Annotated in this window: 24 protein-coding genes and 1 other RNA gene; 22 read left to right on the top strand and 3 right to left on the bottom strand. The window is 61.3% G+C overall.

The window, feature by feature from the left end:
* The 16 genes from Q0K17_RS03405 to Q0K17_RS03330 form a co-directional block, all read left to right on the top strand.
* The coding region (locus tag Q0K17_RS03405; protein WP_294539959.1) for a DUF1732 domain-containing protein at positions 1-154 on the top strand (154 nt) is incomplete at its 5' end.
* Positions 155-163: 9 nt separating this feature from the next.
* On the top strand, positions 164-409 hold the full coding sequence (locus Q0K17_RS03400) for a DUF370 domain-containing protein (protein WP_294539955.1): 246 nt from the start codon (positions 164-166) through the stop codon (positions 407-409).
* A 63-nt stretch (positions 410-472) separates the two neighbouring features.
* Positions 473-1,045 (top strand): guanylate kinase, encoded by a 573-nt coding sequence (gene gmk, locus Q0K17_RS03395; protein ID WP_294539953.1) that lies wholly within the window; start codon positions 473-475, stop codon positions 1,043-1,045.
* 34 nt (positions 1,046-1,079) lie between these two features.
* The gene (priA, locus tag Q0K17_RS03390) at positions 1,080-3,332 is read left to right on the top strand and encodes a primosomal protein N' (RefSeq protein WP_294539957.1); all 2,253 of its coding nucleotides are present in this window, start codon (positions 1,080-1,082) and stop codon (positions 3,330-3,332) included.
* Between the two features lie 44 nt (positions 3,333-3,376).
* Positions 3,377-3,895, top strand: coding sequence for a peptide deformylase (gene def, locus Q0K17_RS03385; RefSeq protein ID WP_294539951.1), 519 nt, complete (start codon positions 3,377-3,379; stop codon positions 3,893-3,895).
* Entirely contained in the window at positions 3,895-4,815 is a 921-nt protein-coding gene (gene fmt / locus Q0K17_RS03380; RefSeq protein WP_294539949.1) for a methionyl-tRNA formyltransferase, read from the top strand. The genes def and fmt overlap by 1 nt, the downstream gene beginning before the upstream one ends.
* Positions 4,812-6,128, top strand: coding sequence for a 16S rRNA (cytosine(967)-C(5))-methyltransferase RsmB (gene rsmB / locus Q0K17_RS03375; RefSeq protein WP_294539947.1), 1,317 nt, complete (start codon positions 4,812-4,814; stop codon positions 6,126-6,128). The genes fmt and rsmB overlap by 4 nt, the downstream gene beginning before the upstream one ends.
* 67 nt (positions 6,129-6,195) lie before the next feature.
* Complete coding sequence (rlmN, locus tag Q0K17_RS03370) at positions 6,196-7,266, top strand: 23S rRNA (adenine(2503)-C(2))-methyltransferase RlmN (protein WP_294539945.1); 1,071 nt, start codon at positions 6,196-6,198, stop codon at positions 7,264-7,266.
* Positions 7,267-7,295: 29 nt separating this feature from the next.
* Positions 7,296-8,057 (top strand): Stp1/IreP family PP2C-type Ser/Thr phosphatase, encoded by a 762-nt coding sequence (locus tag Q0K17_RS03365; RefSeq protein ID WP_294539943.1) that lies wholly within the window; start codon positions 7,296-7,298, stop codon positions 8,055-8,057.
* Positions 8,050-9,960, top strand: coding sequence for a Stk1 family PASTA domain-containing Ser/Thr kinase (gene pknB, locus Q0K17_RS03360; protein ID WP_294539941.1), 1,911 nt, complete (start codon positions 8,050-8,052; stop codon positions 9,958-9,960). The genes Q0K17_RS03365 and pknB overlap by 8 nt, the downstream gene beginning before the upstream one ends.
* Positions 9,960-10,820: a ribosome small subunit-dependent GTPase A gene (gene rsgA / locus Q0K17_RS03355; RefSeq protein ID WP_294539939.1), complete on the top strand. Its 861-nt coding sequence runs from the start codon at positions 9,960-9,962 to the stop codon at positions 10,818-10,820. Before pknB ends, rsgA begins: the two co-directional genes overlap by 1 nt.
* Positions 10,817-11,500, top strand: coding sequence for a thiamine diphosphokinase (locus tag Q0K17_RS03350; protein WP_294539937.1), 684 nt, complete (start codon positions 10,817-10,819; stop codon positions 11,498-11,500). The genes rsgA and Q0K17_RS03350 overlap by 4 nt, the downstream gene beginning before the upstream one ends.
* A gap of 303 nt (positions 11,501-11,803) precedes the next feature.
* Positions 11,804-13,345, top strand: coding sequence for a DUF3794 domain-containing protein (locus Q0K17_RS03345; protein ID WP_294539935.1), 1,542 nt, complete (start codon positions 11,804-11,806; stop codon positions 13,343-13,345).
* 21 nt (positions 13,346-13,366) lie between these two features.
* The gene (gene spoIVA / locus Q0K17_RS03340; RefSeq protein WP_294539934.1) at positions 13,367-14,842 is read left to right on the top strand and encodes a stage IV sporulation protein A; all 1,476 of its coding nucleotides are present in this window, start codon (positions 13,367-13,369) and stop codon (positions 14,840-14,842) included.
* A 20-nt stretch (positions 14,843-14,862) separates the two neighbouring features.
* Positions 14,863-15,099 carry a hypothetical protein gene (locus Q0K17_RS03335; RefSeq protein ID WP_294539933.1) on the top strand — a complete coding sequence of 79 codons (237 nt, stop codon included), beginning with the start codon at positions 14,863-14,865 and terminating at the stop codon, positions 15,097-15,099.
* Positions 15,087-15,335 carry a pro-sigmaK processing inhibitor BofA family protein gene (locus Q0K17_RS03330; protein WP_294539932.1) on the top strand — a complete coding sequence of 83 codons (249 nt, stop codon included), beginning with the start codon at positions 15,087-15,089 and terminating at the stop codon, positions 15,333-15,335. Before Q0K17_RS03335 ends, Q0K17_RS03330 begins: the two co-directional genes overlap by 13 nt.
* 56 nt (positions 15,336-15,391) lie before the next feature.
* Here the strand turns inward: Q0K17_RS03330 and rnpB are convergent.
* Positions 15,392-15,768, bottom strand: an RNA gene (gene rnpB, locus Q0K17_RS03325) — RNase P RNA component class A.
* 111 nt (positions 15,769-15,879) lie between these two features.
* Here rnpB and Q0K17_RS03320 point away from each other — a divergent pair.
* From Q0K17_RS03320 to Q0K17_RS03300, 5 genes are all read left to right on the top strand, one after another.
* Positions 15,880-16,824, top strand: a complete 945-nt coding sequence (locus Q0K17_RS03320) for an RluA family pseudouridine synthase (protein ID WP_294539931.1) — start codon at positions 15,880-15,882, stop codon at positions 16,822-16,824.
* Between the two features lie 58 nt (positions 16,825-16,882).
* The gene (locus Q0K17_RS03315) at positions 16,883-18,760 is read left to right on the top strand and encodes a M23 family metallopeptidase (protein ID WP_294539929.1); all 1,878 of its coding nucleotides are present in this window, start codon (positions 16,883-16,885) and stop codon (positions 18,758-18,760) included.
* A gap of 194 nt (positions 18,761-18,954) precedes the next feature.
* The gene (locus tag Q0K17_RS03310; RefSeq protein WP_294539927.1) at positions 18,955-20,238 is read left to right on the top strand and encodes a UDP-N-acetylglucosamine 1-carboxyvinyltransferase; all 1,284 of its coding nucleotides are present in this window, start codon (positions 18,955-18,957) and stop codon (positions 20,236-20,238) included.
* A gap of 13 nt (positions 20,239-20,251) precedes the next feature.
* Positions 20,252-21,040: an MBL fold metallo-hydrolase gene (locus Q0K17_RS03305; protein ID WP_294539926.1), complete on the top strand. Its 789-nt coding sequence runs from the start codon at positions 20,252-20,254 to the stop codon at positions 21,038-21,040.
* Positions 21,041-21,050: 10 nt separating this feature from the next.
* Positions 21,051-21,536 (top strand): 23S rRNA (pseudouridine(1915)-N(3))-methyltransferase RlmH, encoded by a 486-nt coding sequence (locus Q0K17_RS03300; RefSeq protein ID WP_294539924.1) that lies wholly within the window; start codon positions 21,051-21,053, stop codon positions 21,534-21,536.
* 76 nt (positions 21,537-21,612) lie between these two features.
* Here Q0K17_RS03300 and Q0K17_RS03295 read toward each other — a convergent pair whose 3' ends face one another.
* A complete protein-coding gene (locus Q0K17_RS03295) occupies positions 21,613-23,136 on the bottom strand; it encodes a 4Fe-4S dicluster domain-containing protein (RefSeq protein WP_294539922.1) in 1,524 nt (507 codons plus the stop codon).
* Between the two features lie 254 nt (positions 23,137-23,390).
* Positions 23,391-24,692 (bottom strand): tRNA (N(6)-L-threonylcarbamoyladenosine(37)-C(2))-methylthiotransferase MtaB, encoded by a 1,302-nt coding sequence (gene mtaB, locus Q0K17_RS03290; protein WP_294539919.1) that lies wholly within the window; start codon positions 24,690-24,692, stop codon positions 23,391-23,393.
* 137 nt (positions 24,693-24,829) lie between these two features.
* Here mtaB and Q0K17_RS03285 point away from each other — a divergent pair, with 137 nt between their 5' ends.
* Positions 24,830-26,017: a D-alanyl-D-alanine carboxypeptidase family protein gene (locus Q0K17_RS03285; RefSeq protein ID WP_294539917.1), complete on the top strand. Its 1,188-nt coding sequence runs from the start codon at positions 24,830-24,832 to the stop codon at positions 26,015-26,017.
* The last annotated feature ends 52 nt before the right edge of the window (positions 26,018-26,069 follow it).

Below are 26,069 nucleotides of genomic sequence, written 5' to 3'. Positions count from 1 at the left end.
CATCGGCCGCAAACTGGATTTCCTGACCCAGGAACTGAACCGGGAAGCCAACACCATCGGCTCCAAGTGCCAGGACGCTGCCCTGACCCGCCTGGTGGTGGCTCTCAAATCTGAGATCGAGAAGATCCGGGAACAGATCCAGAACATCGAATAAGGGGCAGGTATGAAACTGATCAATATCGGGTTCGGCAATCTGGTCAATGCCGACCGGCTCATCGCCGCGGTCAGTCCGGAATCCGCACCCATCAAGCGTATCGTGCAGGACGCCCGGGACAAGGGTGCCGTCATTGATGCCACCTACGGCCGCCGCACCCAGTCGGTGCTCATCATGGACTCCGACCATGTGGTTCTCTCGGCCTTTCCGCCGGAAACCATTCTCGGTCGCACGCAGGAGGAAGCCGCACCGTGATCCGGTGTGCTTATAGATGGATACAGGTGTATAGGAAAGCAAAAGAATAGGGGATGCTAAAGTATGAAAGGTGAAAAGTACCTGTTTGTTGTGTCGGGGCCGTCCGGCACCGGCAAGGATACCGTTGTGTCCAAGCTGCTCGGTGACCATCCGGATGTGAAGAAGACGGTGTCCGCCACCACCCGTCCCATGCGGGAAGGGGAAGTGGATGGCGTCAACTACCACTTCCTCAGCAAGGAACATTTCAAGGAAGCGCTGGACGCGGATGGCATCGTGGAATACACCTGCTATTGCGAGAACTATTACGGGACCCTGCGTTCCGAGATCGAACGCCACATGAAGGCGGAAGAACCGGTCATTCTGGTCATCGAGGTGGAGGGCGCCGGCAACATCAAGCGGCTGTACCCGGGAGCCACCACCATCTTTGTACTGCCGCCGGATATGCAGGAGCTGGAACACCGCCTGCGCTGCCGCGGTACCGAGACCGAGGAGGTCATCCAGAAACGCCTCAAGCGTGCCGAAACCGAGATTGCCCGCTCCGCCGACTACGACGAACATGTGGTCAACGATGTGGTGCAGGATTGCGCCGACCGCATCTACGGCATTATCCGGCATCGCCTGATGCAGGAGGATTGATCCGCCCGCACAAGAGGGGAGGACCTGTTTGTCCATGATTGCAAAGGTGGCGGTGAATGACGCCACCATTCATTTCGATAAGTTGTACTCCTATCTTGTCCCCGCAGAACTGGACGGCCATTTGTGGCCGGGCGGCATCGTGCTGGTACCTTTCGGCCGTGGCGACCGGCCCCGCATGGCGGTGGTACTGCAGATGGAGGAAGAAGCCGACCCGGACCCGCGGCTCAAGACCCTGCTGGCCGCCGCACCGGAAGACGCCCGTCTGACCCCCGACCTGCTGGATCTGGTCCGTTTCCTGAAGGACCGGTATTTCTGCACCTGGTACGAGGCCGTCAAGGCCATCATCCCGTACGGGGCCCAGTACCGTCCCGGTGTGGAAAACGGAAAACCGGTGGTGCAGAACCGTCTGAGCCGCCCGGTGGAAACGGTGTACACCCTGGTGGGGGAACTGCCTGCCAGGCCAAAGCCCGGACCACGGCAGCAGGCCGCGGTGGAACTGCTGCGCGGCGGCCCCATGTCCCGCCACGACCTGGAGGAACAGGGGGTGGGCCGGACCACCCTGGATGCTCTGTGCAAAAAGGGGATCCTGCAGGCGGAGGAACGCTTCAAGTCTCTGGATCTGTTTTCGGATATCCCCTTTGATCCCCGTCCGGTGGAACTTTCTGCCGAACAGCAGGCAGCCTTTGACCGGCTCAGAGCGGACCTGGATGCCCGACAGCCCCGGGCAGCACTGCTGTACGGTGTTACCGGCAGCGGCAAGACGGCGGTCTTCCTCAAGCTCATTGAGCACACCCTGGCCCAGGGGCGTCGGGCGCTGGTGCTGGTGCCGGAGATCGGCCTCACCCCCCAGATGATCCGCCGCCTGAAAGCCATGTTCGGCAGTCGCCTTGCCGTGCAGCACAGTGCGCTGAACAACACCGAACGCCTTTTGCAGTGGCGGATGATCCAGCAGGGAAATGCGGATATCGTGGTGGGGACCCGCAGCGCGATCTTTGCGCCGCTGAAAGATATCGGGCTCATCATTCTGGATGAGGAGCAGGAACACACCTACCAGAGTGAATCCGCCCCCCGCTACTCCGCCCATGAGGTGGCCAGAAAACGTGCTGCGGCGGAAAACGCCCTGCTGGTTTTTGCCTCGGCCACCCCGCGCATCGAGACCACCTACGCCGCCCAGGCAGGGCGGATGGGGATGGTCACCTTGCGGGAACGGTACGGCGGCCGCCCGCTGCCCACGGTGGAGTTTGCCGATATGCGGGCCGAGATGACCGCCGGCAACCCCCGGGAGATCAGCGCCCAGCTGGCCGGAGAACTGGCGGAAAACCTGCGCCGCGGGGAACAGAGCATCCTGCTGCTCAACCGCCGTGGCTATAACACGGTGGCCATGTGTGCCGACTGCGGCCAGGTGATCAAATGTCCCAACTGCAGCGTGCCCCTTGTCTATCACAAAAACCGGCAGGCCCTGATGTGCCATCACTGCGGCCACCAGGTCCATCCGGCGCCGGCCCGCTGTCCGGAATGCGGCGGCAAACTGCTGTACAGCGGTTTCGGGACCCAGCGGGTGGAGGAAGAACTCCACGAACTGCTGCCGTCTGCCCGCATCCTGCGCATGGACCAGGATTCCACCGGTCAGAAGAACGCGCATGAGACCATGCTGACCAAGTTTGCCCGCCAGGAGTACGATATCCTGTTGGGCACCCAGATGGTAGCTAAAGGTCTGGATTTTGAAAAGGTGACCCTGGTGGGGGTGCTGGGCATCGACTCCCTGCTTTTCGGGCAGGGGTTCCGCGCGTACGAAAGCGTGTTCAGTCTCATCACCCAGGTGGTGGGACGGGGCGGCCGCGCCGACCTGCCCGGCCGCGCGCTCATTCAGACGGCGGTGCCGGAACATCCTGTGTTGCAGCTGGCGGCCCGACAGGATTATCCTGCCTTTTATCAGGAAGAGATCTCTTTCCGCCGCCTGTGTCTGTATCCGCCGTTCTGTGCCCTGTGCGTCGTGGGCTTTACCGGCGCTCAGGAAGGGGCGGTGTTCACCGCAGCCAGCCGCTTCAGTCAGATTATGGCCGGACTGGCATCCAAACACCCGGACCTGCCGCTGCGGATGCTGGGCCCCGTGCCCATGAACATCCTGATGCTGGGCGGGCGGTACCGATACAAACTGACCCTGAAATGCCGCAACGACGCCCGGTTCCGTGCCCTGCTGCGGGCAGCGCTGGATGCCTACGCGGCCGAAAAACTACCCGGCAAGGCCGGCGTGGTCATTGATTTCAATTCGGACGGCGATTTGTAAAAGCCGTCAGATACAACAGATACGATTTTTGGAGGTTCTATATCATGGCACTTCGCACTATTGTCCAGGACGGCGACCCGATCCTGAAGAAAGTCTGCCGCCCCGTCACCAAGTTTGACGACCGTCTGGCCACTCTGCTGGACGATATGAAAGAGACCCTGTACGACGCCGACGGCTGGGGTCTGGCAGGGCCGCAGGTGGGCGTCATGCGCCGCATCTTCATCTCCCTGGATGACCGCAACGCTCCCGATCCGCTGCCGGAAGGGGAGCGCCTGCCCATCATGGAGTTCATCAACCCGGAGATCCTGGAACTCAGCGACGAGCAGGTGGAACTGTATGAAGGCTGTCTGTCCTTCCCGGGACATAACGGCGCCATCAAGCGTGCCAAGCATGTAAAAGTCCGGGCCCAGGACCGCCACGGGGAGTGGTTTGAACTGGAAGCCGATGACATGTTTGCCCGCTGCATCCAGCACGAGAACAACCATCTGGACGGCATCACCATCATGGATCTGGCCACCCATTTCTATGAGGATGACTACCCCGAAGACGAGGGCAAAGAATAATGCGTATCCTGTTCATGGGCACTCCGGACATTGCCGCCGAAAGTCTGGCCGCGCTGATTGCGGCGGGGCATGAGATCGTGGGTGTGTTCACCCGCGCCGACAAGCCGGTGGGCCGCAAACAGATCCTCACCGCACCCCCGGTCAAACAGCTGGCGGTGCAGCATAATATTCCGGTGTGGCAGCCCGCCACCCTGCGGGACGGCAAGGCCGAACCGATCTTCCGGGAGCTGGCCCCTGATCTGGTGGTGGTGGTGGCCTACGGCCGTATCCTGCCGCCGGAACTGCTGCACATTGCGCCGTTGGGCTGCATCAATCTGCATGTGTCCCTGCTGCCCAAGTACCGCGGCTCGGCGCCCATCCAGTGGGCGGTGCTCAACGGCGATGCCGAGACCGGCGTCACCATCATGCAGCTGGACGAAGGCTGCGATACCGGGGATATCCTCATGGTGGAGCGGGTGCCCATCGGCCCCGAGACCACCAGTGGGGAGCTGTTCGACCAGGTTTCGGCCATCGGCGCCAAAACCCTGGTCACCGCGGTGGAAAAACTGGCTGCCGGGGAACTGACCCCCCAGCCCCAGGATGATTCCCAGGCCACTCAGGCGCCGCCTCTCAAAAAGGAGATGGCCAGGTTCGACTTCACCCAGTCTGCCGCCCACATCCACAACTGGGTGCGGGGGATGAACCCCTGGCCCGCCGCCTTCTTTGAACTGGACGGCAAAAAGGTCAAGGTTCTGGAAAGCCGCGTGGCTCCCAATGAAAACGCCGCCCCGGCGGGTACGGTGCTGGCACTCAAGCCGCTGACCATCGCCTGCGGGGAGGGCGCGGTGCAGCTGCTCACCGTCACGCCGGAAGGCGGTAAACCTATGGCCGGTACCGCCTGGGCGGCCGGACGCCGCCTCAAGGCGGGGGACAGCCTGTGACCGCCCGCTACCTGGCCGTCAAGGCCCTGGTACGTCAGGAACAGGATGGCTATGCCAACCTGGTACTGGATGCGGAACTCAGCCGCTGCCGCCCCCCGCTGGAAAGCCGGGACGCTGCCTTCGCCGCCCGTATCTTTTACACGGTGCTGGAACGGCGCAACCTGCTGGACTGGACCCTGGACCGCTTTCTCAAAAAGCCGGTGCGCAAGCTGGACGCCCCCGTGCGGGCCATCCTGCGGGCCGGACTGGCCCAGGCTTCCTATATGGAAGTACCCCTGCCCGCTGCCGTCAATGAATCGGTGAAGCTGGCCCGGGCTTTCGGCAAGACCAGCGCGGCGGGTATGGTCAACGCGGTGCTCCGCCGTGCCGCCGCCTGCCGCCCCGGACCGGAAGATTTTCCTGACCTTTCCCGGCGGCTGCAGACCTATTACAGCCTTTCCGCCTCCGTGGCGGAGCTGCTGCAGCGGCAGTACGGGGAGGAAGCGGAGGCCATTGCCGCAGCTTTCTACCTGCCCGCTCCCACCTGGGTGCGGGTGAATTCCCTGAAAACCGACGCGTCCGCCCTTACCGAAAGCCTGACCAAAGAGGGCTGCACCGTGGAGCCGGGGCCATGGGCCCACTGCCTGCGGGTGCAGTTCCCGGGCAGCCCTGCCGCCACCAAAGCGTTCCGGCAGGGGTTGTTCCATGTACAGGGACTGGCCAGCCAGTTTGCGGCAGACAGCGTACAGGCCGCTCCCGGCATGCGGGTACTGGACTTGTGCGCCGCCCCCGGCGGTAAAAGCCTGACCATGGCCCAGGCCATGGAAGACAGGGGAGAGCTGTTCAGCGGCGAGGCCGTGGCTTCCCGCGTGCCGCTACTGGAAAAAGCCTTCGCCCGCTGCGGGGTGACCTGCGCGCACCCGTTTCAGGCAGACGCCTCCCAGCCCAACAAAGCGCTGCTGAAAGCGCCTTTCGACCGGGTCCTGTGCGATGTGCCCTGCTCGGGGCTGGGGGTCATCGGCAAGAAGCCGGACATCCGGTACAAGGACCTGGCAGGGCTGGATGCGCTGTCTGCCCTGCAAAAAAAGATATTACAAAATGGTTCCAAATACCTTGCCGAAAACGGTCGTTTGGTGTATTCTACCTGTACGGTGAACCAAAACGAGAATGAGGAAGTTGTGGCGCAGTTCCTGCGGGATAACCCGGATTTTGCCGTTATCCCGCCCAAAAAACTGCCTGCCCAGGCCAGGGTTACCCCCTGCGGCACGCTGTTCCTGCCCGGAACGGACGGCTTTGACGGCTTCTTTGTGGCAGTTTTGGAGCGTAAACCGTAAAAGTTTTCGTAAATTTTACATCCTTTCGTGACCCCAAAATGACCAGAACATGGTATGATAGAAAGAGGTGGATTCATTGACGGACCAGCGCCCTGTGTGCCTGACCGACCTGACCCTGTCCCACTTGACCGACTATGTCAAGGGGATGGGGCTGCCTGCGTTCCGGGCCAAACAGATCTTCAAGTGGGTGCATCAGAAGCTCGTCACGGATTTTTCCGCCATGACCGACCAGCCCAAGTCCCTGATCCAGACCCTGGAACAGACCTGCACCCTGGCGGCGCCCACCATCCGGCGGCGCCAGCAGTCCAAGGACGGCACGGTGAAGTATCTGCTTCAGCTGGCAGACGGCAACTGTATCGAAACGGTTCTCATGCGCTATCACTATGGCAACACCGTCTGCGTGTCCACCCAGGTGGGCTGCGCCATGGGATGCCGGTTCTGCGCCTCCACCCAGGCGGGGCGGGTGCGGGACCTGACCCCCGGAGAGATCGCTTCCGAAATTTACACCGCCCAGAAAGACACCGGCGAACGGGTTTCCCACATCGTGCTCATGGGCATCGGGGAACCTCTGCACAACTTTGATAACGTCATGGACTTTCTGGAGATCATCTCCTGCCCGGAAGGGTTGAATATCGGCATGCGCAACATCAGCCTGTCTACCTGCGGCCTGGTGCCCAAGATTGACGAGCTGGCCCAGCGCAAGCTGCAGCTGACCCTGTCGGTCTCCCTGCATGCGCCGGACAACGCCGTGCGCAGCAGCATGATGCCGGTGAATGACGCCTACCCGTTGGAAGAACTGATCCCAGCCTGCCGCCGGTACCAGAAGATCACCGGACGGCGCATCAGCTTTGAGTATTCCATGGTGCGGGGCGTCAACGATTCCCCGGCCATGGCCCGCAAGCTGGCGGACCTGATCCGGGGGATGGGCGCTCATGTGAACCTGATTCCCATCAACCCGGTGGACGGCAGCCCCTATTCCGCCACCGACGAAGAAAACGTCCGCCGTTTCCGCCAGATGCTGGAAGACCTGGGCGTCAATGCCACGGTGCGCCGCCGTCTCGGCGCCGACATCTCTGCCGCCTGCGGACAGCTGCGGCGGGAAGATGCCAAGCAGGCCGCCCAAAACGGGCAGGCCTGAGTATACTGTGAAAGGAAGGACCTGACTGCATGAAGATCGCAGGGCTCACCGATATCGGAAGCTGCCGCCAGGAAAATCAGGATAATTTCTGTGCCCGACAGCTGACCGATGGCTCCGGCTGGGGTGTGGTGTGCGACGGAATGGGCGGCGCCAACGGCGGCCGTGTGGCTTCGGCCATTGCCACCGCCAGCATGCTGCAGTATTTTGACCGCCAGCTGCGCTGCCTGCGCCACGGTGAGGAAAAGCAGTTCATCCTGCATGGATTTGATCTGACCAACCGCGCCGTGTACGAAAAAGCCACCTCCGACCCGGACATGCTGGGCATGGGCACCACCGGTGTCTGTGCCTATGTATACGGCAATATGGCCCATGTGGTCCATGCGGGGGATTCCCGCGCCTACCTGTGGCACGCCGGGACCATCCGCCAGATCACCCGGGATCATTCCATGGTGCAGCAGCTGGTGGACAGCGGCCAGATCACCCGGGAACAGGCGGCACTGCATCCCCAGAAGAACCTCATCACCCGGGCACTGGGGGTATCGGCCAGCATTGTTCCCGAATATAACCGCTGTGAAGTGGCGGCCGGCGATATTCTTCTTTTGTGTACCGACGGCCTGACCAATATGGTCCCCGATGAGGAGATTTCTCTGATTCTGCAGGAGTCAGCTTTTTTTGATGCGCCCCGGCTGCTGATCGACCGTGCTCTGCGCGGCGGCGGGCAGGACAACATCACCGTCCTGCTGTTGGGAGTGGAAAGTACGGATCAATCAAGGGAGGATACAAATGGATAACCTGATTGGTAAAAAACTGGACGGCCGTTATCTCATCGAAAGCCTGATCGGTGTGGGCGGCATGGCCAACGTCTACAAAGGCCGGGACATCCGCACCGGCAACGAGATCGCGGTCAAGGTCCTGAAAGAAGAATTCTTGGGCAATGAGGAACTGGTCCGCCGTTTCAAGAACGAAAGCAAGGCCATCTCCATCCTGGATCATCCCAACATCGTCAAGGTGTACGATGTTTCGGTGACCGACCAGCTGCAGTATATCGTGATGGAGTATATCGACGGCATCACCCTGAAAGAATACCTCAAGCAGCGCGGCGGTGCCCTGACCTGGAAAGAGGTCGTGCATTTTGCCACCCAGGTGCTTTCAGCCCTGGAACACGCCCACTCCAAGGGCATCGTTCACCGGGACGTGAAACCGCAGAACATTATGCTGCAGGCGGACGGTTCCATCAAGATGATGGACTTCGGCATCGCCCGCTTCTCCCGCGCCCAGAGCCAGACCATCAGCGATAAAGCCATTGGTTCGGTGCATTATATCAGCCCCGAACAGGCCAAGGGAGACCGCACCGATGCCCGCACCGACATCTATTCGGTGGGCGTGATGCTGTATGAGATGCTTTCCGGCCGCCTTCCCTTCGATGGCACCGGTACGGTGTCCATTGCCATCATGCAGATCTCCGAAAAGCCGAAGCCTCTGGCAGAAGTGGCTCCCAATGTGCCGGAAGGCCTGCGCCAGATCACCGAGAAGGCGATGGAAAAGGACCCTGATGCCCGCTATCAGAGCGCGGCGGAGATGCTGGAAGCCATCCGGGCCTTCAAGCAGAATCCCAGCATCCGGTTTGAGTACGAATACAACACCCAGGACTCGCCCAGCAAGACCATCAACAAGGTGGTGGGCGGTACCAAGTCTGGCATCAGCACCCAGCAGGCACGGCGCGCCGGCGCGCCCACTGCGGGAGGAAAGGGCAAAGGTAAGGGCGTGCGCAACGCAAAAGCAAAGTCCGCCGCAAAGGCAAAAGGTTTCTCTCTGCTGCCGATCTTCTTCGGCATGGCAGTGGCGTTTGTCATCGGCGCCTTCATCCTGGTGTACCTGATCTTCACCAACTCCACCAACCCGCTGTTCTCCAACCGCGCCAATGTCCAGCTCATCGACTTCGTGGGAATGACGGAGGACGAATTTCGTGCCTCGGAATACTTTTCCCTCCTGGACCCCGACATTGTGCAGGAGTACAACTCCAGCTATCCTGCCGGAACCATCTTTCAGCAGTCTCCCGCCGCAGGACGTACTGTGAAGGAGCAGCAGAAGATCACCCTGAAAGTCAGCCTGGGCACCGAATACGTCACCCTGCCCGATGTGGCCGGCAATGATAAAGCCACCGCCAAGCAGACCCTTACCGATCTGGGCGTCTCGGTGGTGACCAAGCGGGAGACCAACGACAGCGTGGGCGAAGGTACGGTCATCCGCACCGACCCTGCCGCCGGCAACCAGGTGGAAGGCGGTTCCACGGTCATTCTGTATGTGGCCAAGCCCTCGGTGGACACCAGCGTCATCGTTCCTGCCGTGGAAGGCTTGACCGAAGGGGAGGCCCGCAGTGAACTGCGTGCCCTGAACCTGGTCACCAAGGTGGTGGAACAGGCCAGCGACCAGCCCCTGGGCACGGTTCTGTCCCAGAATCCCAGTGCCGGCACCCAGACCAGCATCAACGGTGTGGTGGTCCTGTACGTTTCCACCGGTGTGCCGGAAGTGACCGCCGCTCCCAGCACCGGCGATACGCTGAACGGCGATCCCAACACGATCATCAAAGAATGGTATGAAGACCTGGGCGACGGCAACACCGAACGCCGCTGGAAGACCGGCGATGGCAACGTGTACGGCGAACAGAGCGGCTTCCTGTATCACGAGGGCTAATGGACTATATCACAAAAGGAATCGGCGGCTTCTATTATGTGCGCACCCAGGACGGCATCGTGGAATGTCGGGCCCGGGGTGTGTTCCGCAAGCGGGGCATCACGCCGGTGGCAGGGGACAATGTGACCCTGAGCGCCGACAAAGCCGCCATTGAGGAGATCCTGCCCCGCAAAAATGTATTCATCCGCCCGCCGGTGGCCAACCTGGATGTGCTGTTCATTGTGGCCAGCACCACCCAGCCGGTCCCCAGTACCCGCATCCTGGACGAACTCACCGCCGCAGCGGTCTACCAGGATGTGCGCCCGGTGCTGGTCATCACCAAGGCGGACCTGGCGGCTGCCGACAAACTGGTGGCAGCCTATGAAAAGAGTACCATTCCGGTGGTGCAGCTGCACTATGAGACAGGGGAAGGCCTGGACGAACTGCGCGGCTATATCAAGGGGAATCTGTGTGCCTTCTGCGGCAACTCCGGGGTGGGCAAGTCCACCCTGCTCAATGCACTGGACGCGGAACTGCGTCGGGCCACCGGCGATATCAGCCAGAAGCTGGGCCGGGGCCGGCATACCACCCGGGAAGTGGAAATTTTTGAAAGCTGCGGCGGCCGCATTGCGGACACGCCCGGTTTTGCCAGCCTGGAAGCCCAGAAACTCTGCCGCATCCCCAAGGAAGAGCTGCAGCATGCCTTCCCGGAATTCGAGCCCTACTTCGGCAGATGCCAGTTCACCGGCTGCTCCCACCGCAGCGAAAAAGGCTGTGCGGTGCGGGCTGCTCTGGAAGAAGGCCTCATCTCTCCCACCCGGTATGAAAGCTATCTGGCCATGTACGAGGAAGCCAGCCAACGAAAGGAGTGGGAACGGTGACCCACACCGACCCGCAATTGCATCAGGAATCCAAGCCCGCCGCGCCCTGCACCCACGCGGCGGTGCTTTCTGCCGTGCCGGTCACGGCGGATATGCGTCGCTATCTGACACCCGATACCTTTGTCATTGCCTGTGATGCAGGGTACCGGAACGCTGACCGGCTGGGTGTGCAGCCGGATCTGCTGCTGGGGGACTTTGACTCAGCGCCGCGTCCGGACCCGGTCCCGGCGGGGACCATCATTCTGCCCCATGTGAAGGACGATACCGACACCCACTACGCCGCCCGCTGGCTGGTGGAACACGGATGCCGGGAAGTCGTGTTTCTGGGGGCTTTGGGCGGAGCCCGGTTGGAACATACTCTGGCCAACCTGAACACCGCTCTGTTCATGGCCAAAGCCGGGGTCAATGTCACCCTGGCCAATGACCGCAGTGAACTGCATGTGCTGTGCCCCGGTCAGCCCCTGGTCCTGGAAAAAGGGGAGTGGATGTACCTTTCTCTCTTCCCGCTGGATGGGCCCCTGCAGGGCGTGGGGGAACAGGGGGTATTTTACCCGCTGGAAAACGCCACCCTCACCCCGGATTATCCTTTGGGAGTCAGCAACGAGTTCACGGCTCCCCGGGCAACCCTTTCCTGCCGCAGCGGATACGGATTGGTGGTGCTTTCCCGCGCCGACGGGTAACACCTGCCGCCGGCATGGCATAGTATGGCTCACCCCAGACAAAAACGAGGTTGGAGGTGCGCCATGCGAATCGTCATTGTCAAATGTCCGCCTGCTTTCCGCTGGATTCTGCGCGCGGTGTTCAAGGTCTGAACCCCCTGTGCTGTCCGGCTCCATCATTTTCAATTGGCTCTGCCTTCGGGCGGGGCTTTTTTCTTTGCCCCAAATTCCGGCACACAAAACTTGTCCTGCCTTATGCTATTTCCTTTCCCTGGCGCATATAGTTGCACAAGAAAGCCCAAAGCAACACAAGGGAGGACATACATGATGGAACTGAAGGTGTTCAACAACACCATCACCGCCTATGGCGGGCGATGGGAGACGCGGCTGGAACTGCCGGTGGAGACCGAGATCCTGATCCCGGACTACCTGCCCGCCGTGTTCAAGATCGTCAAGTGCCTCATTGAACCGGTGGTCATGCACAACGACCTGACCGGGTCCCGCTGGCAGGGAGACGGGTATCTGCGGTGCACCGTCTTCTACCAGTCGGACGAGACCGGTGCACGGCTGTGGCGCACCGAGCAGAAATTTTCCTTTGAAAAATCGGTGGAACTTCCCGCCGGCCGGTATGCCTCCGGTCCGGCCCGACTGTGGGGCGAGGTGGAATACTGCAACTGCCGCGCTATCAGCGAGCACCGCATCGATCTTCGGGGGGCCTACACCCTTTGCGTGGCGGCTCTGCAATTGGAGGAGCGGGAACTGCTGACCTCCCTGGCAGATTGCGGCATTGAGCAGCGCACCCAGACCCTGTGCGGTACGGCCCCTGTGGCCGCTGTGGAAAAAGCCTGCACCGCCGAAACCACCTTCCCGCTGCCCGGTACCGGGGAAGCCATCCTGGATATCGGTGGCTGCTATCTGCCCCAGGGCTGTACGGTGCAGACCGGCCAGATCAGCTGTCAGGGCATCCTGCGGCTGGAAGCGGTCTACCGTGCCGAAGGGGAGGAAGAACTGTCGGTGCGTCAGAAGGAACTGCCGGTGCGCCAGACGGTGGATATGGAAGGCGCCGCGGAAGGGGACATGTGCTGCTGCTGGGCCGAGATCCTTTCCTCCACCCTGGCTGCCGGGGATAATCCCGGGGACGAACCCCTGCTCACCGTGACCTGGAAGCTGCACGCCGAAATCTGGCGTGCTGTGGAATACACCGCCGTGGCGGATGCTTACTCTACCCTCTGCCAGACCGAGGTCACCACCAGTCCCTGCCGCCTGCTGCAAAAGGCCGCCGACCTGGATACCACCCTGTCGGTCAGTGTGGAGGATACCCTGCCCGACCCGGAAGCCGTGGTGCGCGGCTGCTTTGTCACCCTGGGCGGTGCCCAGGCCGTGGAAGCGGAAGGCGACCCTGGCGCGGTCCGCCTGACCGGCCGTGGGGTTGCCCATGTGCTTTGCGCTGACGCCCGGGGAGAAATGACCTGTTATGACAAGCCCTTTACCTGGCAGATGCCGGATACCTGGTCCGGTCAGGCCGCGGACTTTGTGGTGCATGCCGGGGTCAGTGTCCTGCGGGTGTCCAGCAGCCGCAGCGGAGACCGCATGCGGGTGGAGGTGGAGGTGTCCGTCCACGGACAGCTGTTGTATGTGCAGAGCCGGGAAGTGGTCCAGACGGTGGAGCTGGGGGAGGAATACCCCGACAAAGCGGAAGGTCCGGCGCTCTATCTCTACTACGCCCAGGCGGGGGAGCGCATCTTTGACATTGCCAAGCGCTACCATGCCCGGGCCCGGGACCTGGCCGCCGCCAACGACCTGACCGAAGCTGGTCAGGAAACCACCACCCAGGCCGCTTGTCTGCTGATCCCGGCGGCTCTGTAACTTTGAAAGGGGGACCCTCCTGTGACCCAGGAACAGATCTACCAGAATATGGCCCGACGCACCGGCGGCGATATCTACATCGGTGTTGTGGGGCCGGTGCGCAGCGGCAAGAGCAGTTTCATCAAGCGGTTTGCGGAGCTCATGCTGCTGCCGCATATCAAGCAGGACGCCCAGCGCGCCCGCGCCACCGATGAACTGCCCCAGTCCGCTGCCGGACGCACCATCATGACCACCGAACCCAAATTCATTCCCGAACAGGCGGTGGAGATCGAACTTTCCGGCGGGGGCAGTTTCCGTGCACGGCTCATCGACTGCGTGGGCTACATGGTGGACGGCGCCCTCGGCCATGAGGAAAACGGCGAACCCCGGCTGGTCAAAAGCCCCTGGTTCGACGCTGCCGTGCCCTTTGATCTGGCCGCCGAGACCGGTACCCGGCGGGTCATCCGGGAACATTCCACCATCGGTCTGGCCGTCACCACCGACGGTTCCATCGCCGATCTTCCGCGGCAGGCCTATGTGGACGCCGAACGCCGGATCATGCAGGAACTGGAAGAGAGCGGCCGGCCCTATCTGATTCTGCTCAACTGCACCGACCCGGACAGCGAGGCCAGCCGCGCCCTGGCGGAGGAGCTGCAGGAGCAGTACGGCCGCACGGTGGTGCCCATCAACTGCCTGGAAGTCACCGCCGAAAAGCTGGACGAAGTGCTGCAGAAGCTGCTGTATGAATTCCCCATCCGGGAGATCGCGGTGACCATGCCGCCCTGGGTCACCATGCTGGAACCCGGCCACTGGCTGCAGAGCGCGGTCTACGGTGCCTTGTTGGAAATGGCCTCCAAGGCCCGCAAGATGGGGGACGTGAGCCGCCGCAACCTGCAGATCGACTGCGAATACAGCACCGAAGCCACCCTCATCGGCATGGACCTGGCCACCGGCACGGTGCACCTGCGCCTGGGGATCGCCCAGGATATCTTTTACAAGATCCTTGGGGAGCAGACCGGCCTGGACATTGTGGATGAAGCCAGCCTTCTGCCCTGCATCGTGGATCTGGCCCGGGCCAAACGGGCTTATGAGAAGCTCAAGGGGGCCCTGGCCCAGGTGGAAGCCACCGGCTACGGCATTGTCATGCCGGGGCTGGATGAGCTCAAGCTGGAAGAGCCCGAGATCGTGCGCCAGGGCGGGCAGTACGGGGTGCGCCTGTCGGCCAGTGCGCCTTCCCTGCACATCATGCGGGCGGTCATCCACACCGAACTTTCGCCCACCGTGGGCAGTGAGGAACAGGGGGAAGAACTCATCCGCAACCTGCTCAAGGATTTTGAAAGTGATCCCGGCAAGCTGTGGAGCACCAATATTTTCGGCAAGAGCCTGAACGAGCTGGTCAACGAAGGCCTGCAGGCCAAGCTTCTGCACATGCCCCAGGCTGCCCGGTCCCGGCTGCAGACCACCCTGGAACGCATCATCAATGAAGGCTGCGACGGCCTGATCTGCATCCTGCTCTGAAGCGGGGAAGGAGGGAGGCCATGGGATTTTTTCTGCCGGACAGCAACCGGGAACGGGCGGCGCGCAAGGCCCGCGCGGCCGCTGTCGCCGCATTGCGCCGGACATACCGGGATCTGCGGGCCAACGAAGCGGCTTTTCAGGAAGCGCAGGACCGGTTTGCGGTGGAACAGCTGATCTATGAGCATGCAGCCCTGGAATGCCGCTGTCGGGCGCTTTTGCGGGACCTGCGGGGAGGTGAGTCCTCTTGTCGCCGCTGATGTGGGCTGTGGGGGGCGGATGCCTGTTGGCAGTGGCCCGCGCGGCCGCAGCGGGGCGGCATCCGGTGCGCAGTGTGCTGGCAGGTGCGCTCTGCGGGTTGTCGGGGCTGGCGGCGGTGGCGCTGCTGTCCCCCTATACCGGCGTGACCCTGCCGCTGAATGCTTTTACCGGATTTGTGGCTGCCGTGCTGGGCCTGCCCGGGGTCATTCTGCTGCTGCTCATTCCTTTGCTCTGAATCAAATGAAAACCGCGCCCGCCGGAAGGTCTCCCTTCCTGGCGGGCGCGGTTTTTGCAACGACTGGACCGTAAGCCGGGTTCTGTATCAAACGACGATCTATCTTGACCTTGCGTCACCGCAAGGCTCCGCGCCTGTGGCACGTGGTCGCAGGCGTCATGCCATCTCCGGGACGTGCGAGGCTTCCACATATGTCCCATACGGATGTTGCTTCTGACAGGGTTTACATAGCCGCAAAGTCGCCAGTGCGCTGGTGAGCTCTTACCTCGCCTTTCCATCCTTACCGCCCAAAAGGCGGCGGTCTATTTCTGTTGCACTTTCCCTGGGGTCACCCCCGGCTGCCGTTAGCAGTTGTCATGCCTCTGAGAAGCCCGGACTTTCCTCAGGACGGTCGCTGTCGCCAACGCCGCCCCGCCGTCGTATGTTCCACTCGTTGAGTTAAAATATACCACATCGCTGAAATTTTGGCAAGCGGTTTGCAACAGACGTCGCTTTATGCTATAATGGCAACCGTATAAGTATGGGGAAGGGGGCAGTCTGCGTCTTGCAGTCATTGGTGTTTGTGGTGCCGCCGCAGGCGGAAGGCCGGCGTCTGGGCGTATTTTTGCGTCAGGCGGGCGTCAGTGCCTCCTGCATCAAGGCGGTCAAGCACCAGGGCCGCGGCTTTTTTGCCGACGACGCGCCGCTGCATACCGACCAGCCCGTGCATGCGGGCCAGACCATCCGGTTTGACCTGCCGCCGGAGCCGTCTACTTCGGTCACGCCGCAGCCGGTTCCCTTTACCCTGGTATACGAAAGTGATTTTGCCGCCGTGGTGGACAAGCCCGCCGGTCTGGCCGTGCACCCGACCCTGAACCATACGGATGGTACACTGGCAAACGGCTGGCTGTATCATCTGCAGCGCAGCGGCCGCACGGGGGTGTTCCGGCCCACCAACCGGCTGGACAAAAATACCAGCGGTCTGATGCTGCTGGCACAGAATGCCTATGCGGCACCGGGGCTGGCGGATTCCGCCCGCAAATGCTATCTGGCCCTGGTCCAGGGGGAACTTCCTCCCGGCCCCGGCAGCATTGATGCGCCTCTGGGCCGGCGGGGTGATTCCATCATCGGGCGGTGCGTGCGCGCCGACGGCAAGCCCAGCCGCACCGATTATCTGGTGCTGGCAGCAGGGGGCGGCCACAGTCTGGTGGCCTGTCTGCCCCGCACCGGACGCACCCATCAGATCCGGGTGCATATGGCGTATATCGGCCACCCGCTGGCGGGGGATTCCCTGTACGGCGGTGCAGAGACTCTGCTGCACCGCCATGCCCTGCACTGCGCTGTGCTGGCCTTTGCCGAACCGCCCTTCGGCACGCCCCACCGGTTTGAAAGTCTGCCCCCGACAGATTTTACGGTGGCCTGCCGCACCTGCGGCCTTCCCTGCGGGGAGGCACTGCAGGAGACCCTGCGGGCTCTTCCGCTGACCGATCCCGGAGCGGGGGAAGCCTGACCATTACCATTTGCATTTCCCTGTGTACGCGCTTCCCGGCGCGGAAAGGAGTTCTGTTTTGAAGCCTTCGCAACTTGACGAAAAACCCGGGAGCCAGCAATCCGGCCGCCGCAAAAAGCGGCGCGGCCCCGGTAAACTGGCCCTCTGGCTGGATAACCTTCGCTGCCGGCTGACGGTCCGGTCCTGGCACCGCACCACCAAAAAGAAAGCCCGCCGTGCCCGCATGGCCGGTATGCTGCGGCGCCTGCCCCATGCCACCATCATCGGCAATGCGCTGTACCTCATCGGTTTCTGGGTGGAATATGCCATGATCTGCGCCGTTCGCGGCGTGGAAAAAACCGTCCGCGTGGTGGCCTTGCATGCCGGCCAGCTGATCCTGACCATTGCACGCCCGTTCCTGCTGGGGTTCATCACCCTGCTGGAAGACCTCACCGAACCCTTCCGGCGGATGCACTCCGGCCTGAAACACATCGGTGAACTGGAAGAAGCCCTGCCCGATGAAAGCGCCCGTCAGATCCGCAAGGAGAAGATGAAATATTTCCGGCGCGGTGCACGGCGGTATTTCCCGGTCGTACTGAATGCCTTGTCCTATCTGCTGCCGGTGGCGGCGGCTGTGGGGCTTTTCTATGTGGTCAAGACCGGCCTTGGGTATGACTATGTGCTCAACGTCATTGTGGACGGGGAGTCGGTGGGCTATGTGGCCAATGAACAGGTATTCGAGAACGCCCGTGATGATGTGCAGGGCCGTATCGATACCGCCAAGAGCATGATGCAGACCGCCGGGGACACAGGGTCTGACAGCCAGTGGAACATTTCCCCGACCTACACTCTGGCCATCAACGGTGAGACCATGACCGAAAGTGAAGTGGCCAACGCCATTCTGGGAGCCTCCAGCGATGAGATCGGGGAGGGAACCGCCGTCTATGTGGATGGGAAGCTGAGATTCGTCATCAATGAAGGCGACCACCTGCGGGCATACCTGGAAAGTGTGAAGCAGCCCTATGAAGATACCTCTGACCCCAATCGCCGGGTCAGCTTTGTACATGACATCACCCTGGTGGACGGCATCTATCTGCTGGATTCCGTCATGTCCTACAGAGATGTGATCTCTGCCATGAATGAGGGCGGCGGTCCCGTGACCTACACCGCCGCGGCCGATGAAACGGTGCAGAATGTGGTGGACGCCACCGGCGTCTCCTGGGATTCTCTGGCAGCCCTCAACCCGGACCTCACCGGTCTGGACGAGACCTTGCAGGAGGGGCAGCAGCTGATCACCGGTGTGTCCTCTCCCGAACTGCTGAAAGTGGAAGTCATTGAACGGCAGACCTACACCGTGGATGTGCCTTATGAGACTTCCACCAGTGAAAGCGACGAATACGACTTCGGCGAAACGGTGGTCACCAGCCCCGGTGAAAACGGCATCCAGGAACTGACCCAGGATGTGGTGTATGTGGATGGTGCCGTCACCGCCACCAACATCGTCAAGGTGGAGACCCTGAAAGAACCTGTGACCGAGTATGTGGTCAAGGGAACCCGTTTGAAGAGCGGCATGACCGCCGCATACGGTTCGGGCGAATGGATGTGGCCGGTGCCCGGTTACACCTACGTCAGCCGCTGGATGAGCTCCTACCACAAGGGCGCCGATATCTGCGCCCCCTACGGAACGCCCATCTATGCCGCCGATTCCGGTGTGGTCGTCACGGCCGGGTATCATTACAGCTACGGCAACTATGTCATCATCGACCATGGCAACGGCTGGCGGACCCTGTATGGTCACATGTCGGCCCTGGGCTGCTCCGTCGGACAGGCGGTACAGCGCGGACAGGTGATCGGCTATGTGGGCTCCACCGGCAACTCTACCGGCAACCACTGCCATTTTGAAATGTACCAGAACGGCACATTGGTCAGCGCAAGAAACTTCTTTGGTAATATGTAACGCCGTCACCCTGCCTAAAGAAAATTTGCCAGGCCCTGTGTTTTTACCAAATCCCTGCAAATAATAAGGCCGACACTTTTCAAACAGTGCGGCAAGGTGTATAATAAAAATAACAATGCGGTCCTGTCATTGGGCGCGGGTGCGATACCTGTGCGCCGCAGACCGCAGGCGGAAACTCAAAGGAGAGTAACCACTTGGAAAAGTTTGTGATTCGCGGGGGCAACGCCCTTTCGGGTGATGTGGTCATCGGCGGCGCCAAAAACGCAGCCGTTGCCATTCTGCCCGCCACCATTCTGGCGGCGGACAAATGCCTGATTGAAAATCTTCCCTGCATCAGTGATGTCATGGCTTCCCTGCAGATTTTGAGCGAGCTGGGCGCCGGCATCCGTATGATCAGCAAAAATACCTACGAGATCGATACCACCCATATCAACTGCACCGAAGTCTCCAACGAGCTGTCGCGGCAGATGCGGGCCAGCTATTATTTCCTGGGCGCCCTGCTGGGACGGTTCGGTGCCGGCCAGGTAGCCATGCCCGGCGGGTGCAACCTGGGGCCCCGCCCCATTGATCAGCACCTCAAGGCGTTCACTGCCCTGGGGGCGGAGGACTCGGTGGAATACGGCCAGATCCGGGTGCGGTCGGAACACCTGACCGGGGCGCATATCTTCTTTGATACCGTCTCGGTGGGGGCCACCATGAACGCCATGCTGGCGGCTGCCATGGCCGACGGCCAGACGGTGCTGGAAAATGTGGCCCGTGAACCCCACATTGTGGACCTGGCCAACTGCCTGAACATGATGGGGGCCGACATCCACGGTGCCGGTACGGATGTGATCAAGATCCGCGGCGTGAAAAAGCTGCACGGATGCAATTACTCCATCATTCCCGACCAGATCGAAGCCGGCAGCTACATGGTGGCTGCCGCCATCACCAAGGGTGACGTGCTGCTGCACAATGTGATCCCCAAGCATATGGAACCCATCACCGCCAAGCTGCGGGCTGCCGGCTGTGAAGTGGCCGAGTATGATGACTCCATGCGCGTCCGCCGCACCGGCCCCCTGAAGCCCCTGAAAATCAAGACCATGCCCCATCCCGGCTTCCCCACGGATATGCAGCCGCTGATGACCGTGCTGCTGACCCTGGCAGAGGGAACTTCCATCGTCACCGAAGGCATCTGGGAAAACCGTTTCCGTTATGTGGACGAGCTTATCCGGATGGGTGCCAACATTCAGGTGGATGGTCAGGTGGCGGTGATCGAGGGCGTCAAGAAACTGAGTCCGGCTCCTTTGCGGGCGCTGGACCTGCGTGCCGGCGCTGCCATGGTGATGGCCGCTCTGGCTGCCGACGGCGTGAGCGAGATCGATGAAACCGCCCATATTGAACGGGGATACGAAAATATCGTGGAAAAACTGCAGGCTTTGGGGGCAGATATCCGCCGTGTGGAAACGCCGGTGAATACTGTCACCCGCGCCATGTGACGAGGTTGCGTCCATGGCTTTGTTCACAACTCTATATTCCGGTTCTTCCGGTAACTGCGCCCTGGTGGTCCACCAGGGCCGTTACCTTCTTATTGACATGGGCAAGAGCTGCCGCACCACCCTGAAGGCGCTGTCCAGCCTGGGGCTGGCCGTCTCGGACTGCGAAGGCATCCTCATCACCCATGAACACGCCGACCATGTGGCCGGCCTGGAAACCTTCCTCAAGCATTACAATGTGCCGGTCTTTTCCAGCGCGGCCACGCTGGACATGCTGGAATCCCGGGGCACTTTGCCGCCGGCCATCGACGCGGTGGCCATGGACGGGCGGACGGAAGAGATCGGCGGTTTCACCGTAAAGTCTTTTCCCACCAGCCATGACGTGCCCTGCTGCGGTTACCGCATCCGTACGCCGGACGGCCATACCATGGCCCTGGCCACTGACCTGGGTGAACTGACCCCGGTGGTGGCCGAAAACCTGGCCGGGTGCAGCCTGGTGGCGCTGGAAGCCAACTATGATGCCTTCAGCCTCCATGGCGGGCCGTATCCGTATTATCTCAAGGTCCGCATTGCCAGTGACCGGGGACATCTGGACAACCGTGCCTGTGCCGCTGCGGTGCTGGATCTGATCCAGGATGGCTGCAAAAAGTTCGCGCTGTGCCATCTGAGCCAGACCAACAATACACCGGAACTGGCGCTGACCACCGTCTACAATGTGCTGCTCAGTGCAGGCATCCAGCCCGGACGGGATGTGCTGATCCAGGCCCAGAGCCGCAATGAAGTTTCTACCTACATAGAATTCTGAGGTCTGTCCCATGCAAAACATCGATCTGATCTGCGTCGGAAAGCTCAATGCCGCGTATTTTGCGGCGGGTGTGGCCGAGTACCAGAAACGGCTGGGCGGATTCTGTCATTTCCGCATTGTCGAACTGCCGGAAGCACCGGTGTCCGACCGTAATCCCAGTCCGGCCCTGATTGAAAAGGCGCTGGACAAGGAAGGCAAAGCCATGCTGGCGGCGGTGCGCAAAGGGGCCTATGTAGTGGCTTTGTGCGTGGAGGGCCGTCAGATTTCCAGCGAGGACCTGGCCGCCATGATTGCGGACCGTGCCAACAGCGGAGCGGGGGACATGGCGTTCCTTATCGGCTCCTCCCATGGTCTCTCTCCCCAGGTCAAGGCGGCGGCCCAGGCGCGGATCTCTCTGGGACGCATCACCTTGCCCCATCAGCTGGCCCGTCTGGTGCTGACCGAACAGCTCTACCGGGCCTGTACCATCAATGCCGGTATGAAGTACCACAAGTAAACATAAATCAAAGAGCCCCCGCACCGAACGGTGCGGGGGCTCTTTCTTGTCTGTCAGGTTCCGTAAAGGCGAACTATCAGTACTTCAGTGCTTCCAGATTCTCGCGGTACGGGGTGTCCAGCGGGTTGGACATGGGCGCCTGAGCCTTGTACTTGGCCAGCATGGCGGCGCTGCGGGCAGGGTCGGCCAGGGTGCCGGCGCCGGCAATGCAGCCGCCGGGGCAGCCCATGCCTTCCAGCAGGTATCCGTTGTACTTGCCGGCCTTGGCCATCATCATCATCTTGCGGCAATCCGCCAGACCCTGGGCCGAAGCAACCTTGACTTCGCGGGTGGGGTCCAGCTTCTTGATGACATTGACCACAGCCTGGGCCACGCCGCCGGAAACCGCGAACCCACGGCCGTCGCCGCTGGCTTCGTCGAAGTTGTCAGTGGGATCGTCGGGCAGGGAGCTGAAGTCAATCTCCTTGGCTTCAAACAGGCCCATCAGTTCCTCGAAGGTCAGCACGAAGTCCACTTCACTGCGCACGGAACGGCGGCTGGCTTCCAGCTTCTTGGCGGCGCAGGGGCCGATGAAGCAGATGCGGGCGTTCTTGTCGTCCTTCTTGATCAGGCGGGCGGTCAGCACCATGGGCGTCATGGTCATACTGATGCAGTCGGCATATTCGGGGAAGAGCTTCTTGGCCATCACGCTCCAGGCGGGGCAGCAGGAGGTGCCCATGAAGGGATGCTTGGCGGGAACTTCTTCCATGAAGTCCTTGGCCTCATCAATGGTGCACAGGTCGGCGCCGATGGCAACCTCGGAGATGCCGGCAAAGCCCAGCAGCTTCATGGCCTCCCGCAGCTTGGCAGGGGTGACGCCGGGGAACTGGTTGACAAAAGCGGGGGCGACGATGGCGATGACACGGTCGCCGCGCTTGATGGACTGGATCAGCTGGAAGATCTGGCCCTTGTCCACAATGGCGCCGAAGGGGCAGTTCACCAGGCACATGCCGCAGCTCACGCATTTGTTGTAATCAATCTCCGCACGGCCGTAAGCGTCGGAGTGAATGGCATCCATGCCGCAGGCCTTGGCGCAGGGACGCTCCACACGCACGATGGCGTTGTAGGGGCAGGTGGCCACACAGCGGCCGCACTTGACGCACAGGCTCTGGTCGATGTGGCTCTTGCCGTTGCGGAAGCTGATGGCCTTCTTGGGGCAGACTTCCTGGCAGGGATGTGCCAGACATCCCTGGCACAGGGACGTGACCTTGATGAGCTTTTCGGGGCACTTGTTGCAGGCGTACTTGATGACGTTGATCAGGGGCGGTTCATAGTACTTGTCCGCCGTGATGATGTTGTCCAGACCTTCGCTGGCCGAGACACTCTCATCCAGAGGACGCAGGGACAGACCCATGGCCAGACGGATACGTTCGGACACGATGGCTCTCTCCAGGAAGATGCTGCTGCGCAGCGAGCGTTCCTCGCCGGGGATGATCTCATACGGAAGTTCCCGCATCAGATAGTCGATGTCCTGCTTATCGGTAACTTCGTAGGCCATCCGGGCAACTTCGGTAAAGACTTTGCGCCGAATGTCGGTGACAGGGGTATAAATGCCTCTCATTGCGCTTTACTCTCCTTAATACGCATTTTGGGAGCGCACGGAAAAATACGCCTTTTCCCGCAATTTTATAGAACATGTGGCTCCTGTTAAAATATTACCAAGAACCGCCGCGTTTGGCAAGGGGAAAACACAAATTTGCGGGGGAAAACACCAAATTGACAGGAGACGTTCTTTTTTGGGCGCCCTTTGGCCAATAAAAAAGGCAGAGACGTGCGGTACGCCTCTGCCTGAAAATAATTGTACAGTCGGATGGTTCACTCTTCGGCCGCGGCTTTGCTGCGCTGCCCGTCCCATTCTCCCAGGGTCACGGTCACGATGTCTCCACTTTTGTGCCCGGGCGCGGTGACCGCCACCGGCAGATACTGCTTGGTGTATCCGGTGAAGAGGGTGGCGGACAGGGGCGTTTCCAGCAGCACTTCGGCTTTGCGTCCCTGCATGGCGGCCGCTTCCTGGGCCCGCACGGCCTCCACGGCCTCACTCATGCGGCGGCTGCGGGCCTCCTTCTCGTGCTCGGGAATCTGGTCCGGGAAATCATAGGCCGGTGTGCCCGAACGACGGGAGTAGGGGAAAACGTGCACCTTCAGAAAGCGCTGGGCTGTGACAAACTCCATGCTCTTTTCAAAGTCCTCCTCCGTCTCTCCGGGAAAGCCCACGATCACGTCGGTGGTCAGGCTCAGTTCTTCGGCGCCGAAGGCTTCCCGCAGCTTGCGCACTACCTGGGCATACTGGGCGGTGGTGTAGGGGCGGCGCATGGCCCGCAAGGTCTTGTCGCAGCCGCTCTGCAGGCTCAGGTGAAACTGGGGGCAGAGCTGGGGCACGGCGGCCAGACGGCGGATATCCTCGTCGGTGAGCATGTCCGGGTCCAGACTGCCCAGACGGATGCGGTCAATGCCCGGAACTGCCGCCGCATGTTCCACCAGCTCCGCCAGTCCGGTGCCGGTGTCGGTGCCGTAGCTGGGCAGACTGATGGCTGTCAGAACCACTTCCCGGTAGCCGGTCTGCACCAGACGGCGCAGCTCCTCCAGAATGCTGCTTTCTGCCCGACTGCGCACCGGACCCCGGGCCCGGGGAATGACACAGTAGGCGCAGCGGCGGTTGCAGCCGTCCTCCACCTTCACAAAAGCCCGGGTGTGTTCCGCAAAGCGGTCCATGGGCAGCTCCTCGAATTTTTCCCCCTTTTCGTGGGGACGGATGTCCACCACCCGCTCGGCGGTGCCGTCCAGCACCTTCTGCACCGCCTGCAGAATGGCATGGCGGTTACCCGACCCGGTGACCACGTCCGCCTCCGCAATGGCTGCTGCCTCCTCCGGAAAAGCCTGGGGGTAGCACCCGGTGAGAACGGTCACCGCGCCGGGATGCTCCCGCTTCTGGCGGCGCAGCCATTTGCGGCTCTTCTGGTCGCCGAAGTTGGTCACCGTGCAGCTGTTGACCACATACACGTCGGCGGCCTCGCCGGTCTCGACCACGGTGTAGCCGCTGGCCTCAAACAGCTGGGCCAGGGCACCGGTCTCGTTCTGGTTGACTTTGCAGCCAAGGGTATAAAAGCTGACGCGCATAGTTCGGTCCATCCTTTTGCTCTAAAAAATCTGATTCTACTATTATAAAGGCAAACGGCCGAAAGCACAAGCAGCCATATTCCGGCGCCGTGCCGCATAGGATGGGGCAAGAGTTTTGCAAAAGGGGAGGCTTCCGCATGAAAAAACGGCTTGTGTGCCTGGTGTTGTGCCTGACCTTGTGTCTGGCAGCGGTTCCGTCAGCCTGGGCGCAGGATATCGAGCCCGCGACCGCGGCGGATTTTGATGTGCCCTGTCAGGCGGCCATTCTGATTGATGAGGACTCCGGCACCGTCCTGTACGAAAAAAATGCCGACGAGCAGCGGCCCATTGCATCCATCACCAAAGTGATGACCCTGCTGCTGACTTTTGAGGCACTGGAAGCCGGCAGAATTTCCCTGGACGACTATGTCCCCGTGTCCGAACATGCCTACAGCATGGGCGGCAGCCAGATCTGGCTGGAACCCGGGGAACAGATGACCCTTGATGACATGCTCAAGGCCATCTGCATCTCCAGCGCCAATGATGCTGCCGTGGCGGTGGCCGAGTATGTGGGCGGCAGCGAGCCTGCCTTTGTGGCCATGATGAATGAGAAGGCCGCCGAACTGGGCATGACCAACACCCACTTTGAAAATGCCTGCGGCCTGGATACTGACGGGCACCTTTCCACCGCCCGGGATGTGGCGATTATGAGCCGGGAGATGCTGCTCCATCACACGGAGGTGGAGGATTACTGCATGATCTGGATGGATTACCTGCGGAACGGCACCACCCAGCTCATCAACACCAACAAACTGCTCAAAAACTATAACGGGATCACCGGCCTGAAAACGGGCACGACCGGCAAGGCGGGGGTGTGCATCAGTGCCAGTGCCCAGCGGGGCAACCTGCGCTTGATCGCGGTGGTGCTGGGATCGCCTTCCAGTCAGGACCGTTTCAACGCGGCTACCGCCCTGCTGGATTACGGCTTTGTGAATTACGAGAGTATGGCCGCCACCCTGCCGGAGGATACCCCCCAAAACCTGCCGGTGGAAGGGGGGACCACAGAACTGGTGGAACTGGAGTATACCGCTCCCGGCAGCTACCTGATGCCCAAGGATCAGGTGGGGGAACTCACGTCCCAGATCACGCTGCCTTCGGCGGTGCAGGCACCGGTCAGCGCCGGACAAACGCTCGGCACCATCAAAATTCTCAACAACGGCACCGAGCTGGCTTCCTGTCCCATTGTGGCCGCGGGTGACGTAGCGGCGCGCAGTTTTGGCTTCTGCCTTGGCAGGCTTGCCCAGTCCCTGATTCCGCAAGGCGAAAATTTTGTGCAAAAGCAATGAAAAGCAGCGCCGTCAAAGCTTGACAAGGCCGCTGCGAAACGGTATCATGGAA

It is taken from the genome of uncultured Gemmiger sp. (genome assembly GCA_944388105.1).
Classification (GTDB): Bacteria; Bacillota; Clostridia; order Oscillospirales; family Ruminococcaceae; genus Gemmiger.
The sequence above is the reverse complement of the archived record's forward strand: the minus strand, read 5'-3'. Positions and strand labels throughout refer to the sequence as shown.

Coding starts and splice junctions, on each gene's coding strand:
- Q0K17_RS03345 (WP_294539935.1), top strand. CDS start 11,804: ATGATGGAACTGAAGGTGTTCAACAACACCATCACCGCCTATGGCGGG.
- fmt (WP_294539949.1), top strand. CDS start 3,895: ATGCGTATCCTGTTCATGGGCACTCCGGACATTGCCGCCGAAAGTCTG.
- Q0K17_RS03295 (WP_294539922.1), bottom strand. CDS start 23,136: ATGAGAGGCATTTATACCCCTGTCACCGACATTCGGCGCAAAGTCTTT.
- mtaB (WP_294539919.1), bottom strand. CDS start 24,692: ATGCGCGTCAGCTTTTATACCCTTGGCTGCAAAGTCAACCAGAACGAG.
- pknB (WP_294539941.1), top strand. CDS start 8,050: ATGGATAACCTGATTGGTAAAAAACTGGACGGCCGTTATCTCATCGAA.
- Q0K17_RS03335 (WP_294539933.1), top strand. CDS start 14,863: ATGGGATTTTTTCTGCCGGACAGCAACCGGGAACGGGCGGCGCGCAAG.
- Q0K17_RS03285 (WP_294539917.1), top strand. CDS start 24,830: ATGAAAAAACGGCTTGTGTGCCTGGTGTTGTGCCTGACCTTGTGTCTG.
- Q0K17_RS03305 (WP_294539926.1), top strand. CDS start 20,252: ATGGCTTTGTTCACAACTCTATATTCCGGTTCTTCCGGTAACTGCGCC.
- Q0K17_RS03300 (WP_294539924.1), top strand. CDS start 21,051: ATGCAAAACATCGATCTGATCTGCGTCGGAAAGCTCAATGCCGCGTAT.
- Q0K17_RS03400 (WP_294539955.1), top strand. CDS start 164: ATGAAACTGATCAATATCGGGTTCGGCAATCTGGTCAATGCCGACCGG.
- priA (WP_294539957.1), top strand. CDS start 1,080: ATGATTGCAAAGGTGGCGGTGAATGACGCCACCATTCATTTCGATAAG.
- Q0K17_RS03365 (WP_294539943.1), top strand. CDS start 7,296: ATGAAGATCGCAGGGCTCACCGATATCGGAAGCTGCCGCCAGGAAAAT.
- rsgA (WP_294539939.1), top strand. CDS start 9,960: ATGGACTATATCACAAAAGGAATCGGCGGCTTCTATTATGTGCGCACC.
- gmk (WP_294539953.1), top strand. CDS start 473: ATGAAAGGTGAAAAGTACCTGTTTGTTGTGTCGGGGCCGTCCGGCACC.
- def (WP_294539951.1), top strand. CDS start 3,377: ATGGCACTTCGCACTATTGTCCAGGACGGCGACCCGATCCTGAAGAAA.